The organism is Paenibacillus sp. J31R109 (assembly GCF_059692055.1).
Map to the genome: position 1 here is coordinate 170821 of NZ_JCAUAR010000013.1, position 13987 is coordinate 184807.

Consider the following 13987-nt stretch of genomic DNA (forward strand, 5'->3'; position numbering starts at 1 on the left):
ACTCAAATGTAAGAAAGGTTGTGCAATGGATGATAAAGACGAAGGTGGACTGGCCATCTTTTATGGCGAGACATGATATGACTTGGTCCGTAAAACCGAATTCGTGGAATGAGGGAGCTTTTATTGGCAACGGGTTTATCGGGGCCATGATATATAGTGAAGAGCATCGTGATAAACGCAATGTACTGCGCTTTGTACTTGGGTGTACGGACGTTACGGCGCAAAAACCTGGAGGTGGTTTTCCACCACGCGTGCCAGTAGGGGAGCTGCATCTGGAGCTAGTCGGATGGTATTATCAACCATCAAGCATACGGCTTGATTTATGGAATGCCGAGATGCGGGCGGAGATAACAACGACAGTTGGCACCTTGAAGGTGCGCGCATTTGTACACAGCCAAGATCAGGTACTGTCTGTAGAGCTGGAAACGAGCGAAGGCGAAAGAGAGGCTCGTATGTCTTGGTACGCTTTTAGTGAAGTGGATCATGTATTGAAAAATGCGGACGGCTTTAACCTGAATCAATATATTCCACAGGCGGAAGTCGTACGTGAAGTAAATGAAGATGGCTTACATGTTGCTGTGCAAACGTTTAACTATGCAGGAGGATGTACCACGGCATGGATGGAAAAACGGCCAGAAAAAGGCGGAAACTTACATCAATTATGGTTATCAATTGGCAATGGTTGTCATGAGCTGGTGAAACAAAGGATTGAAACCGCTGTTAGACACGCGGTTAATCAGCCACGGGAGTCTTGGCAGGCGTTGCACCGAAGTTGGTGGCATCACTACTATCAGCAAAGTTTTGTATCCATCCCCGATACGATGTTGGAAAGCTTTTATTGGATCCAAATGTACAAACTCGCATCTGCAACCCGCTCCGATGGAATGATCATGGATAATCAAGGACCTTGGCTCACAACGACACCATGGGCGGGGGTGTGGTTCAACATGAATGTACAGATGAGCTACTCACCTGTGTATACATCAGGACGCTTAGAGCTAGGCGAATCACTTGTTCGTGCTTTCCGAGACAATATGGAACAGTTGATACGAAACGTACCTGAACAGTACCGGGAAGACTCAGCAGGATTGGGCCGTAGCATGAGCTACGATTTAGCTGGAAATGTAGGCACAGAGGTAGGAAATTTAACGTGGGTTTGCCATAATCTTTGGCGGCATTATCGACATTCCATGGACCATTCGATGCTAGAGGAACTGTTATTTCCACTGCTGAAGCGAAGCGTACAATACTATTTGCATTTGCTCGAAGAGGGGGAAGACGGGAAATTGCACCTTCCTCCGATGATCTCACCTGAATATGGTTCTTTCTTACAGTTGACCGTGCCTGATACTCACTATGATTTGGCCTTGCTGCGCTGGGGGTGCCAAACTTTGCTGCGTATTGGCCGTATTCTTGACAGGGATGACCCTCAAAAAGCCCAATGGGAGACTACCCTGGAACAACTGGTGCCGCTCCCCGTTGATGAGACTGGTTTTATGATCGGCGCCGGCCAGTCCTTGGAATTTGGACATCGGCATTTCAGCCATCTAATGGCTGTATTCCCGCTGCATTTGATGACTGGAGACACGCCGGAGGAAAGAGAACTCATCATGCGTTCGCTTCGTCATTGGTTTTCGCGTGAGGGAGACCTGCGTGGGTTTACTTTTACAGGGGCCGCATCCATTGCTGCCGCTTTAGGTGAGGGTGATGAGTCACTCAAGTATCTGAAGACGCTGATGCATCTTTTGAAGCCGAATACCATGTATCGGGAAGCTGGACCGGTCATTGAATCACCGCTCGCTGGCGCTGAGGCCATACACGATATGCTGCTTCAAAGCTGGGGAGATGAGATCCGCGTATTTCCGGCCGTTCCATCTACGTGGAGGGAAGTCGCATTTCATGATTTGCGAGCCGAAGGCGCATTTGTAGTCAGTGCGAGTCGAGCTGAAGGAGCAACAGTGTGGATTAGGGTCAAAAGCTTAGCCGGTCAACCCTGCCGCTTAAAGACAGATATGACGGGAGACATCCGTATGTCAGCAAGTTCGAACATCCAGTATCGTTCGTTGGGCGGTGGTATATTCGAGCTTGACTTGCCGCAAGGTGAGGAAGCTGTGCTCTTTCGTGCAGATTATACTATAGCCGATAGGGGTTCATGGGAAGTCGAGCCTGTACCGGCAGAAAGTCATATGTGCGGCTATTTTGGAGGAAACAAACCTTGGCGACTCTACGGGTTGCCCATTCAATAATGACATTGCATCCATAGACTGCTCGGTAGGCTTTACCGAGTGGTCTCTCTTTATTTTGCATACACATTTCGATAATTAAGGGTTCGTAGTTGCGATTTTGATGACGTTGTTCAGGTTTTGATGGGTATTCAACAAAAAGGAAATCGTACCATAATAAAGGTATGGAGCTCTTGCAGAGGCGATTACAGGAATTCATTTTGGAACAGGGAGCAACCGAATGACTAGAATCTGTATTGTAGACGATGAACCTATTATCGGGGTTGGCCTCAAAACACTAATCAGTGAATATCAACGGTTTAGTGAGATTGATACATTTACGGATGGTGCCTCAGCCTTGTCGCATATTATGGCAAGCCCGCCAGACATCGTATTGACGGATATTCGAATGCCGCGGATGGACGGATTAGAGCTATGCCGAAATATTCAACAATTAAAACTATCTACCAAAGTCGTCGTGCTCTCCGGATATGGCGATTTTGTATATGCTCAGAAGTGTATGTCTTATGGCGTACAAGAATATTTATTAAAACCGATTACAGAAATTGAACTTTTCCCAGTCCTGGATAAAATGCTTGCCATGCAAGAAGCAACTCTGATTTCCTACGCCCATTTTGAACAGTGGATCGATCAATTGGAAGAAGCCGTTTGGCTCATGGATAGGGATCACGTGGAAGAATTGCTGGAAGAGGGAAAGAGGAAGTTGTTCGATATAAAAACAGAGCACCAACAACATCTGCTTGTGTCCGACGCTGTTAGGCTGCTGCATAAGAAACTAAATGTCAGAGGAGCTTACCGGATAGAGGCAAAACCACTTTTAGAGGAGAACGCCGTAAACATCATTACCTATGATTGCTTTCAGATCGAAATCAGAAGCTGGATTGGGCGGCTGAGTGAATACCGTAATCATGAACGAATTGATGTTTTGGAGGCGGCTGTTCAATACATTGATAAGCATCTGTTTGATGAAGAACTTTCTTTGGACAAGGTAGCAGGGAAACTAGGACTAACGCCAACTTATTTCAGTCATTATTTTAAGAAGCATACGAATGAGACCTTTGTACAGCACCGGATGCGTAAACGAATTGATAAGGCCAAACAGTTACTTGCTGTTCCGCACTTCAAAATCATCGACATTGTCGCCGAGGTCGGTTATGAAAGCTATCCCCATTTTTCCAGAGTATTTAAGAAGGCAACTGGCTATTCCCCCACCGAATATCGCGGACTGCTGGGGATCAAGTAATGAACAGCAGATTAGTACGCAAGGTGTATATTTCCTTCGTAATTATTATCACGTTAGCCTTGGTGACGCTGGGGGTCACTAGCTATTGGCGATCGTCCAACGAATTGGAGAATCAGTACGAAGGACTGTTAACGCAAATTGTGGATAATGTGTTACATGAGACTGATTTATTTCTGAAAAGTTACGAGAGAGCAACGGTTTCTATTCTGATATCTCCTGTGGTAAAAGAAGCACTGGACCTACCGTATCACTCCACTTCTGGGTTTTATTCATCCGAGGTGGCAATGAAGGGCGTATTTCAACCAGTACTCATTAACAACCCAGAAATATCGATGACCTACATCGTCGGGTATAACGGTTTCCAGGCAACGGATTTCAATGTCCATATTGTCCCTTTTAATTACAAAGGATTTGAAGAATATGTGGAACAGATGAAGGATGACGATAGGATCAATGGTAAGCTCATGATTCAAGATTCCGGATTCCTGGATGGTCATCTTACGCTCATTCGTAAATTAGCGGATCGCACCTCATCGACCGTATTCAAAGGCATAATGGGCATGGAGCTCAAAATTGGGGAATTAAACACCCTATGGAAGGGCATAAAGCTCGGGGAATCCGGGTATTTCTTTATCGTCAACGATCGCGGAAAAATACTCTATCATCCAGATCCGGGTCGAGTCGGGAAACAGCTGAATGGTAATTTCTTCAATACGGTTGAGGCAAAAACAGATCAAATATTTGAGCTGCCCGGAGAACCGGGGCGAGTCTTCTTTAGTCGAAAATCAGACTACTCAGGTTGGACGTTGGTTGCCAGTATGTCCGTTTCTGAACAGCGCCAGCCCATTTCAGACTTGCGGCAAACGACACTAATTGTAGGTATCGTTACCTTGATTGTAGCAACCTTGTTAGCTTATCGATTCGGTCAATCGATTGTTCGGCCAGTTCGACTGTTAGAGAATGGGATGCGTCAGACGGCAAAAGGGTTATGGACCCGCGTTCCGCTTACGGGTAGCCTTGATGAGATGGATCAGCTGATTATCAGCTACAATACGATGGTCTCTCGACTGGAAGAGCTAGTTGAGCGTGTTTACGAGACCGAGCTGCGCAATCAGGATAATTTAATGAAACGGCAGCAGGCCGAATATCAATCGTTGCAATTACAAATTAATCCGCACTTTTTGTACAACACGTTAGAAATCATTATTTGTTATGCTGTCATTCAAAAATCTAGCGAGATCAAAGACATTGTTCGTTCTCTGTCCTACATGCTGCGCTACTCCATTCGTACGGATTTGGAAGAAATTACGGTAGCGAATGAGCTAAAACACATTTTGTATTTCATGTCGATTATGAAATATCGCAACCAGCGTGAATTTGAGATTGATGTTCGGATCTCTACGGACTATTTGCTCGACAGCATGGTTCGCTTGACACTGCAGCCCTTGGTAGAGAATGTATTCAAACATGCGTTTCCTTATGGCATCGAGGATACACACACCATTATTATTGACGCTTGGAAAGATGAAGCGGATTTCTATGTTGTAGTACAAGATAATGGCTGTGGTATAGAAGCGGAATCACTGTCGCAACTAAACACACGACTGCAAAACAGCCGACAGGAGAGACTCGTGGATTCGCAACCAACGAGTGAAGGCAGCATCGGGCTCCTCAATGTCCATAACAGGATTCAAATGGTGTTCGGTCAGCAATATGGGCTTTCTGTACAAAGCGAATTTGGAAAGGGTACGAAAGTTACGATTCGAATGCCATCTTCAAGTGCAAAAAAAGTCATAGCAGTGTAAATGAACACAATGCTCAGTTACCCATCATTTTGTATGCTACATACAGAAGTACATCTAACATAACGAGTTATGGTCATCGAAATGGGGAGGGATTTATGGAAATTTCGGCTAGCAAGAATGGCACCTTAACAACAACAGTAAGTAAAAAGGAAAATTATTTGTTCCGACTGAGGAAAAACGCATCCAGCCATTGGCAGCTTTATATATTCATGCTGTTGCCGATTATTTATTTGATCATTTTCAAATACGTACCGATGTATGGGGCGTTGATTGCGTTCAAAAATTATCTTCCGACAAAAGGGGTATGGGCAAGTGACTGGGTAGGATTAAAGCATTTTGATCGTTTTTTCCATTCGTATGAATTTGTTCGGATTATGAAAAACACGATTGTGCTCAGCCTCTATAGTTTATTTGCAGGCTTTCCTTTTCCCATTATTCTCGCGCTTTCATTGAATTACGTTAATTCGCGTTACTTTAAGAAAACCGTACAAATGGTCACGTATGCACCGCATTTTATTTCCGTCGTCGTCATGGTAGGTATCATTCTGCAAATGATGGACCCTCGAGTGGGTCTCGTTCAAACGATAATGAAGTATTTCGGTCTACCCGCCATCAATTTTATGGGAATACCGGAGTGGTTCTCGCACGTTTTCGTCTGGTCGGGTATTTGGCAAAATGTTGGCTTTTCCTGCATTATCTACTTGGCAGCGCTTGCAGCTGTCGATCCTTCGCTTCATGAGGCAGCAGTTGTGGATGGCGCCAATAAAGTACAACGTATGTGGCATGTCGACATACCGGGTATTCTACCGGTTGCCGTAATTCTGCTGATCATGAATACCGGACATGTGCTCGACATCGGCTTTGAGAAAGTATTGCTGCTACAGAATCCGTTGAATATGAGCTCATCGGAGGTCATTGATACGTTTGTGTACAAAGTTGGTTTGGCTTCAACAGCCATCAACTATTCCTATTCATCTGCCATTGGATTGTTTAAATCAGTCATCAATTTAATCTTACTTGTTCTTGTCAATCGGATAGCTAGACAACTGGGACAAACGAGTCTGTGGTAATAAGGAGGCGCTTCAATGACGGGAAATATTAAAGAGAGTGCAGATGATAGACTTTTTACCATTGTGAATTACATCATCCTATTTGTATTTACAATTACAATCTTATACCCACTAGTTTACATTGTCAGTGCTTCCTTCAGCTCATCCACAGCGGTCATTTCCGGGAAAGTCTGGTTGTTTCCGGTGGAGCCGACGTTAGCGGGGTATGAGGCGGTATTTAAGCATCGGTTGATCATGTCGAGTTTCTTGAACTCGGTCTTTTATACCGTCGTAGGAACGACGATCAATGTGCTATTTACACTCATAGCGGCTTATCCGCTATCGAGGAAAGATTTTATGCCTCGGAATGCTGTCATGGCTTTGTTTGTCTTCACCATGATGTTTTCTGGCGGATTAATCCCTTCTTATCTCGTTGTTAAAGAGCTGGGAATGATTGATACAAGGTGGTCATTAATTATTCCAGGAGCGCTTGGCGTGATGAATATGATTATTGCCCGAACCTATTTCCAAACAACAATCCCAGATGAGTTGCTTGAAGCCTCTCAAATGGATGGCTGCAGTGATTTTACCTTTGTTAGAAAAATCGTAATTCCCTTGTCAGGTCCAATCATAGCTGTCATTTCTTTGTTCTACGCAGTTGGTCATTGGAATCAATATTTTAGTGCATTGTTGTATTTAAAACATCAAGAGTTGTATCCGCTTCAATTGGTATTAAGGGATATTTTGGTGCAAAACGAGGTCGATGCGTCGATGATAACTGACATTGCCGATCAAGCGGCACGAGATGGTTTACGGGAGCTTTTGAAATTTTCCCTTATCGTTGTGTCCACGCTGCCCGTGCTCATCATCTATCCATTCATACAACGACATTTTGTTAAAGGCATGATGATTGGCTCATTAAAAGGGTAAAGGGAGGTTTTTATATGAGAAAAGGGTTAAAAGTTTTAGCAGCCATTACGGCGTTGTCAGTGGTGCTTCTCAGTGCATGCTCGGACAGTGGACAAAAGGACGCTGACCAGAAGAAGGAAGCTATCGTTGATGATCAAGTAACGCCAGCGGGCGAATTCCCGATTACGAAAGAAAAAACGACGCTCAAGGTGATGGTTAAAGGTTCCAGCATTGTTGAAAACTTTGCGACGAACGAGTTTACGAAGTGGCTGGAAGAGAAAACCAATATTCATATCGATTGGGAAGTCGCACCTGAAAAAACATTTGCAGAAAAGCTAAACGTTTCACTTGCCAGCGGTGACTATCCGGATGTACTGTTGAATATGAACGTTTCTCCCGTGCAGCAGTCGATTTATGGGAAAGATGGCGTGTTTATTCCTCTGAATCCCTATATCGATAAGTACGGCGTTGAGATGAAAAAGATGTTTAGTCAGGTTTCCTATGTCAAAGATTTGATTACGATGCCTGATGGTAAAATTTATTCCGTACCCCAGGTGAATGAGTGCTACCATTGCTCCCTCGGTCAAAAGATGTGGATCTACAAGCCTTGGTTAGACAAACTCGGATTGAAAATGCCTGAAACGACGGATGAGTTTTATCAAGTGCTGAAAGCTTTTAAAGAAAAAGATCCGAATGGAAATGGCAAGGCAGATGAGATTCCATTAGTTGGCGCTACCAATGGTCCATCCTCCACGTTGGATTTATTCCTGCCAAGTGCATTTATCGAAAAGGATTTTAACCTGCGGTATGTGAAGGATGGCAAAGTTCAAGTGGCCTTCAATCAACCGGAGTGGAAAGACTCTTTAAAGTATTTGAATAAAATGTTTGCTGAAGGTTTGATTTCTCCGCAAACGTTTACACAAGACAGAAACCAACTGAAGCAAATGGGCATGAACCCGGAGATCCCAATCGTGGGAGCTATTGCATCGCAAAATCAAACGGTATTCGTTGAAGTCGATAACGCGAGATTTAAAGATTATATCTCCGTGCCGCCACTCAAAGGCCCGAATGGTGTTCGGTCTACGGCGTTCAATCCATTTGCGGTGTCTGCAGGTCAATACGTGGTCACGAACAAAGCCAAAAATCCCGCTGCCGCATTCCGCTTAGCAGATTTGCTCCTCTCGGAAGAAGCGACACTCCGCAGTACACAAGGCCGTCCTGATCAAGAGTGGGTGCGCCCTGCACAAGGAGAGCTCGCCGTAAATGGGAAGCAAGCCGTGTGGAAACCAATTGTTTCGTTTGGTAAGCTGCAAAACGTGCATTGGGCACAAGCAGGTCCGTCACTGCGTACGAACGAGTTGCGCTTAAGCGTGGCAGCCGATCCGAAAAATTCGCTTGAACTTATTTTGTATAATGAAACGAAGAAATATGAGCCATACCAACTGAATCCGAGCAAAATTGTACCGCCATTATTCTTCACGAACGAACAGGCTGAAGAGCTTTCTACGCTGGAGAAAACATTAACAGACTATCGTACTGAATTTTTTGCTAAAACAGTAACAGGGTCACTAGATGTTGAAAAAGAGTGGAACAACTACTTGAGCACGTTGGACAAAATGAACATTAAACGTTATTTGGAAATTTATCAAGAAGCTTATACCCAATATAAATCGAAGAAGTAAAGCACTGCTGGAATCAAATCACATGAAGTCGCTTGAGAGTGAGGGTTAACATGAAAGAGGAAAGCATCAAGAAGCAATTGGCTGGAAGACCCAATGTCGTATTTCTTATCGCAGATGATCATCGTGGCGAGGCCATTGGTGCTTTTGGCAGTGAAAGGTTGCAAACACCAGTATTAGATTCATTAGTGGCCAGCGGGACAGCATGTCGGAATACACATATATTTGGTGCGCTAACTGGAGCGGTTTGTGCGCCGAGCCGAGCCTGCGTCCATACGGGTATTCCGCTCTTCCGGGCGACGATCGGCAAAGATATGACGAACAGAGAACATTCGAGCGTAATTCGCTCGGATGTTCGTCTTATGGCGCAAACGATGCGTGAGGCAGGGTATTACACACATGCGGTTGGCAAATGGCATAACGACAAGGGGAGTCTCACCCGGAGTTTCGAAGGGGGAGCTAAGCTACATTTTCACGGGATGAGCGATCATACCCAAGTTCCAGTGTTTGATTATGACGCAACAGGGAAATATCCAAAGGAATTGGAATATATGGAGAATACGTTCTCTACCGAGTTGTTTACCAACGCGGCCGTAAACTTCATCGAGGCGTATCAGGAAAAAAGACCGTTCTTCCTGTATGCCGCATTCACGGCACCGCATGATCCACGAACCGCACCTGAGCCGTATGCAAGTATGTACAACAAGTCTGATATAAAGCTGCCTCCGAACTTTATGCCACAACATCCATTCGATACAGGAGATATGGTTGTGCGGGACGAGAAGCTTGCTGGATGGCCGAGGGAAGAGGATGAAATTCGGCAGCATATGGCCGATTATTACGCGATGATAAGCCACTTGGACGCGCAGATTGGCAGAGTTGTCGATGCCTTGAAAGAAAAGGGCATCTATGACAATACGCTCATCATATATACAGCTGACCATGGCTTAGCGGTTGGTCAGCATGGACTGATGGGCAAACAAAACCTTTACGAGCACAGTGTTCGCATTCCCCTTCTATTCCGAGGGCCAGGCGTTCCGGAGGGCAAGCAGGTACGTGCGCTGGCAAGCAATATCGATATTTTCCCAACGGTTGCTGGGCTATGTAACGTGGAACTGCCAGACGAAACGGAAGGCATCAGTCTGCAGCCGGTTCTTACAGGTGAAATCACAGGCGTTCGCAGCGTCGTGGGCTCTGTGTATCGAGATGTTCAACGGATGATCACAGACGGGCAATGGAAGCTGATTCGATATTATCGTTCGCCAATTACGAACGCAGGAACGGAACGCATTCAACTGTTCGATTTATGTAACGATCCATGGGAAACGCAGGATGTATCGGAAGATCCTTCACACGCAGGGACCATTGAACGTCTAGCCTCTGAATTAGCATCCTGGATGCAGGATTGCGGAGATATTTTGCAAGATAAAGCGGTGCTGCCTGTTACCTCGTAGCTGGCAAACAGCAAGATTGTTCTAAAAAGTCGCTTACATGCGACTTTTTTGTATTAGGGATCTTCTTATTTCTGATTGAAAGGTGATGGAGAGAAATGCAAACAATAGAAATCGATAAAACGTGGTTTCGGGGTGCCGTTTCCATTGAAACGAAGGAAACGGGACTCCAACCATGGCGATTGCCTCATGATCAGCTCGGCTTATTTGATCTTAGATTAGTGGACAAAGCAGGGGAAGCAGCCGGTGTAAGATTTGCTTTCCTTAGTGATACCACTTCAGTGGAACTGCATGTTGCTAGTACGGATCAAGATAGACAATTTGACATCGTAATTGAAGATCATTTCATCGGCACCTACACCTTACTAGCAGGTCAAGACATATGTTTTTTCACAAACTTACCTAGTGGTAGGAAACGAGTAGAGATTTATTTTCCACAAAAATCGGTCGTTCATGTCATTAGGCTAAAAGTCGAGGAAGGAGCATTCGCCACTCCCTTACCCCACAATCTGCCCCGATGGGTTACCTATGGCAGTTCGATAACTCAATGCAGTGCAGCTGAAAGTCCAGCCCATACTTGGCCTGCGATCGTAGCTCGCAACAAAGGATGGGACCTAACTTGTCTAGGATTCGGTGGACAATGTCATCTAGAACCCATGGTTGCTCGGGTCATTCGAGACCTCCCAGCAGATATAATTTCTCTGTGTCTCGGTATTAACGTGATGGGGAACAACAGTTTAAATATGCGTACGTTTCGTGCTGCCATACTTGGTATGGTATCGATCATTCGGGAGAAGCATCGCAGTACGCCAATCTATCTTTTTTCGCCTATTTATTGTCCTCACAGGGAAACAGATGCAAACGCAGTAGGCATGAGCTTAGTTATCATGAGGAGTGAGATCCAAGAAGCCGTGAAGATACTGACATCCTACGGGGATACCCACATTTCGTATGTAGATGGGTTAGATATTTTTGGAGAGGCTTATGTTGATTTGCTTCCAGACAAACTGCATCCCAACGCGGAAGGTTATAAAATCATGGGAACACATATAACGAAAAAATTAAGTGAGGGGAGTCCTAAACATGGTTAGAAAAATGACCGTTCCGCCCATGCAATTGGTTGATTATGAGGGAGCGGGAACACAGTTGTGTGCTGTTGTAGAGGATATTGGGCAAATCACGTTAAAAAGAGCACTAATTCCCGAACCAGCTGAAGGGGAAGTACGTGTTAAAGTGAAATGGGTAGGTATTTGCGGCAGTGATGTAGAAGTATTTCGCGGGGCACGTGAACCGGAGTTTGTCTCCTATCCCACACGGCTTGGGCATGAAGTTGCAGGTATCATCGATAAACTAGGACCCAATGTTATTGGCCTTAAGGTAGGGGATCCAGTCGCCTTACGCTATATTTGGGGGGCATTTGCAGAATATGTCATCTGTACACCTTTCTCTGTAAAAGTCTTGCCTCAATCGCTGCCTTTGATTGAAGGCTCGCTCATTGAAGTGCTTCCGGGTATTATTCATGCGGCAGAGCTTGGCGAGATTTCGCCTCACAAAAATGTGCTGATTACAGGACAAGGTGTCAGTGGGTTAGTCATGACGCAGGTAATAAGCTTGTACAGTCCGCGTAACCTTGTTGTCACAGATCTGTTTGATGAGAAGCTAGAATTAGCACGCAAGTATGGGGCAACGCATACCTATAAGCTTCCTTCTCCAGATGCAAACACAATGGATATCGTAGGGAAGGATTTCCCTGATGGTTTTGATGTCGTGATTCCCTGCTTGCTGGAAGGGGATGGCATGGTTGATGCCATCGATGCGGCATCTCAGAATGGGCGTATTGTCATGTACGGATGCATTGGGACTTGCCATAAGCCGGTCGATTTCTTTAAAGTACATAAGAAAAGAATTGATATCTTTTCGACGGAACCGAAACGGGATATCGATAATCGTCATTATTTCGATAAAGGATTACAGCTAGTGCTGGATGGCTTAATCAATACGGAAGAAATGATTACGCATGTCGTCCACTTAAGTCAGATTGCTGATGCGTTTAAGCTGCGTAATGAGCATAAAGGTGACACCATCCATGTCATGATCGATTGTGAAACGCATAACTAACCTAACGGTAGGCAGAAAGTACCGTGCAAGGAGAGGATACATTCATGATGGACCTTACAAAAGCAAGAGATCACAAGAATCGACTATCCTTATTTGATACGACGTGGATAATTAAACAAGCTGAGGCGTCCATGTTGGAAAGCCCCATTTCAATTACAGATGCGAGAGCCAGCAAAAGTGAAGGGGGGCTTCATGATTATTATTCAAATGGGGATTATTGGTGGCCTAACCCCGATACGGTAGACGGATTACCCTATATTCGCCTGGATGGTGAAAGTAATCCCGATAATTTCAATAGCCATCGTTTGTTATTACGTAAGATGAGAACACATGTGGCGAATTTGGCCGCTGGGTATGTAGTTACTAACAACGAGGTATATGCAGAGAAAGCTGTATTGTTCTTAAAGGTATTTTTCTTGGATGAAACTACGAGAATGAATCCACATCTACTCTACGCGCAAGCGATACCAGGCATTTGTTCGGGCAGAGGCATTGGGATTATCGATACCTTGCATTTGATCGATATCCCCGTCGCCATTGAAGCGCTGAGCGCATCCTCAAGTATGACCACTGACATTTATCAAGGACTTCAGAGGTGGTTTGCTGACTATTTAACATGGATGAGCACACACGAGAATGGGTTAGAAGAGATGAATGAGCGTAATAATCATGGGGTCTGCTGGTTTGTACAAGCCGCAGCATTTGCTAGGTTTACTCAAAACAAAGACATGATTCGTATGTGTACGCTTAAGTACAAGGAGTCGTTGCTCCCAGATCAAATGGATCCAGACGGTAGCTTTCCACGTGAGTTAGCACGTACTAAACCGTATGGGTATTCGATTTTTGTGTTGGATAACATGGTGACGCTTTGTCACATTCTTTCGACGCCTGAGGATAATTTATGGAACTTCGAGCTGCCTGATGGTCGAGGCATTAGCAGAGGCCTATCGTATCTGTTCCCTTATTTGAGGGATAAATCGACTTGGCCGTATTCACCCGACGTGGAACATTTCGAGGGCTGGCCGGCTAAGATGTCATTCCTGCTATTTGCTGGGCTTGCCGATGACAATAAGGCGTATTTGGACCTATGGAACAGCCTTGATCCGGATCCTACGGACATGGAGATTCGTCGTAACATGGCCATCCGCCAGCCACTGCTTTGGGTGAATTAATTGAATTAGATCGAGAGGGGCTGCCTGGTGGCAGTCCTTTTTGTATATGGCGCGCTTAGCCAAGCGTCTTCCAATATGAGATGAGAACTGCAAAAATACATCTTTTTAAGGAGATTAGAGCGTATTTCGAAGAATTGCTGCGAAAATACATCCTTTTTTACCGATATGCCATAAAAAGGATAAATGAGGTTGGAAAGGATGCATATTCGGCTCGGCCCCCTTATTCCGGAGTCTTGGCCTACAGTAATTACTTATTCTTAGAAATGCTCCTTATTTCGAGCATTTACATTGAATTATGAAATGCTGAAGAGTCTTCGA

10 protein-coding genes are annotated in these 13987 nt (G+C 44.9%); all 10 read left to right on the forward strand.

The genetic code is table 11. From position 1 onward, the window contains the following. The first annotated feature begins 29 nt into the window (after positions 1-29). The 10 genes from AC58QT_RS26460 to AC58QT_RS26505 all read left to right on the forward strand — a co-directional run bounded on the left by AC58QT_RS26460 (position 30) and on the right by AC58QT_RS26505 (position 13669). On the forward strand, positions 30-2246 hold the full coding sequence (locus AC58QT_RS26460; protein WP_497411627.1) for a glycosyl hydrolase family 95 catalytic domain-containing protein: 2217 nt from the start codon (positions 30-32) through the stop codon (positions 2244-2246). Between the two features lie 217 nt (positions 2247-2463). Further along, complete coding sequence (locus AC58QT_RS26465; protein ID WP_497411628.1) at positions 2464-3486, forward strand: response regulator; 1023 nt, start codon at positions 2464-2466, stop codon at positions 3484-3486. Further along, on the forward strand, positions 3486-5291 hold the full coding sequence (locus tag AC58QT_RS26470) for a sensor histidine kinase (RefSeq protein WP_497411629.1): 1806 nt from the start codon (positions 3486-3488) through the stop codon (positions 5289-5291). The genes AC58QT_RS26465 and AC58QT_RS26470 overlap by 1 nt, the downstream gene beginning before the upstream one ends. Before the next feature lie 95 nt (positions 5292-5386). After that, entirely contained in the window at positions 5387-6361 is a 975-nt protein-coding gene (locus AC58QT_RS26475; RefSeq protein WP_497411630.1) for an ABC transporter permease, read from the forward strand. Between the two features lie 15 nt (positions 6362-6376). Beyond that, complete coding sequence (locus AC58QT_RS26480; protein ID WP_310224552.1) at positions 6377-7270, forward strand: carbohydrate ABC transporter permease; 894 nt, start codon at positions 6377-6379, stop codon at positions 7268-7270. Positions 7271-7284: 14 nt separating this feature from the next. Continuing rightward, complete coding sequence (locus tag AC58QT_RS26485; protein WP_497411631.1) at positions 7285-8931, forward strand: ABC transporter substrate-binding protein; 1647 nt, start codon at positions 7285-7287, stop codon at positions 8929-8931. Positions 8932-8981: 50 nt separating this feature from the next. Further along, positions 8982-10382 carry a sulfatase family protein gene (locus AC58QT_RS26490; RefSeq protein WP_497411632.1) on the forward strand — a complete coding sequence of 467 codons (1401 nt, stop codon included), beginning with the start codon at positions 8982-8984 and terminating at the stop codon, positions 10380-10382. A 95-nt stretch (positions 10383-10477) separates the two neighbouring features. Next, complete coding sequence (locus AC58QT_RS26495; RefSeq protein ID WP_497411633.1) at positions 10478-11470, forward strand: SGNH/GDSL hydrolase family protein; 993 nt, start codon at positions 10478-10480, stop codon at positions 11468-11470. Continuing rightward, positions 11463-12497 (forward strand): zinc-dependent alcohol dehydrogenase, encoded by a 1035-nt coding sequence (locus AC58QT_RS26500; RefSeq protein ID WP_497411634.1) that lies wholly within the window; start codon positions 11463-11465, stop codon positions 12495-12497. Before AC58QT_RS26495 ends, AC58QT_RS26500 begins: the two co-directional genes overlap by 8 nt. Before the next feature lie 44 nt (positions 12498-12541). Next, complete coding sequence (locus AC58QT_RS26505) at positions 12542-13669, forward strand: alginate lyase family protein (RefSeq protein ID WP_497411635.1); 1128 nt, start codon at positions 12542-12544, stop codon at positions 13667-13669. Positions 13670-13987: the final 318 nt, after the last annotated feature.

Coding starts and splice junctions, on each gene's coding strand:
- AC58QT_RS26505 (WP_497411635.1), top strand. CDS start 12,542: ATGATGGACCTTACAAAAGCAAGAGATCACAAGAATCGACTATCCTTA.
- AC58QT_RS26495 (WP_497411633.1), top strand. CDS start 10,478: ATGCAAACAATAGAAATCGATAAAACGTGGTTTCGGGGTGCCGTTTCC.
- AC58QT_RS26460 (WP_497411627.1), top strand. CDS start 30: ATGATAAAGACGAAGGTGGACTGGCCATCTTTTATGGCGAGACATGAT.
- AC58QT_RS26475 (WP_497411630.1), top strand. CDS start 5,387: ATGGAAATTTCGGCTAGCAAGAATGGCACCTTAACAACAACAGTAAGT.
- AC58QT_RS26500 (WP_497411634.1), top strand. CDS start 11,463: ATGGTTAGAAAAATGACCGTTCCGCCCATGCAATTGGTTGATTATGAG.
- AC58QT_RS26470 (WP_497411629.1), top strand. CDS start 3,486: ATGAACAGCAGATTAGTACGCAAGGTGTATATTTCCTTCGTAATTATT.
- AC58QT_RS26490 (WP_497411632.1), top strand. CDS start 8,982: ATGAAAGAGGAAAGCATCAAGAAGCAATTGGCTGGAAGACCCAATGTC.
- AC58QT_RS26485 (WP_497411631.1), top strand. CDS start 7,285: ATGAGAAAAGGGTTAAAAGTTTTAGCAGCCATTACGGCGTTGTCAGTG.
- AC58QT_RS26465 (WP_497411628.1), top strand. CDS start 2,464: ATGACTAGAATCTGTATTGTAGACGATGAACCTATTATCGGGGTTGGC.
- AC58QT_RS26480 (WP_310224552.1), top strand. CDS start 6,377: ATGACGGGAAATATTAAAGAGAGTGCAGATGATAGACTTTTTACCATT.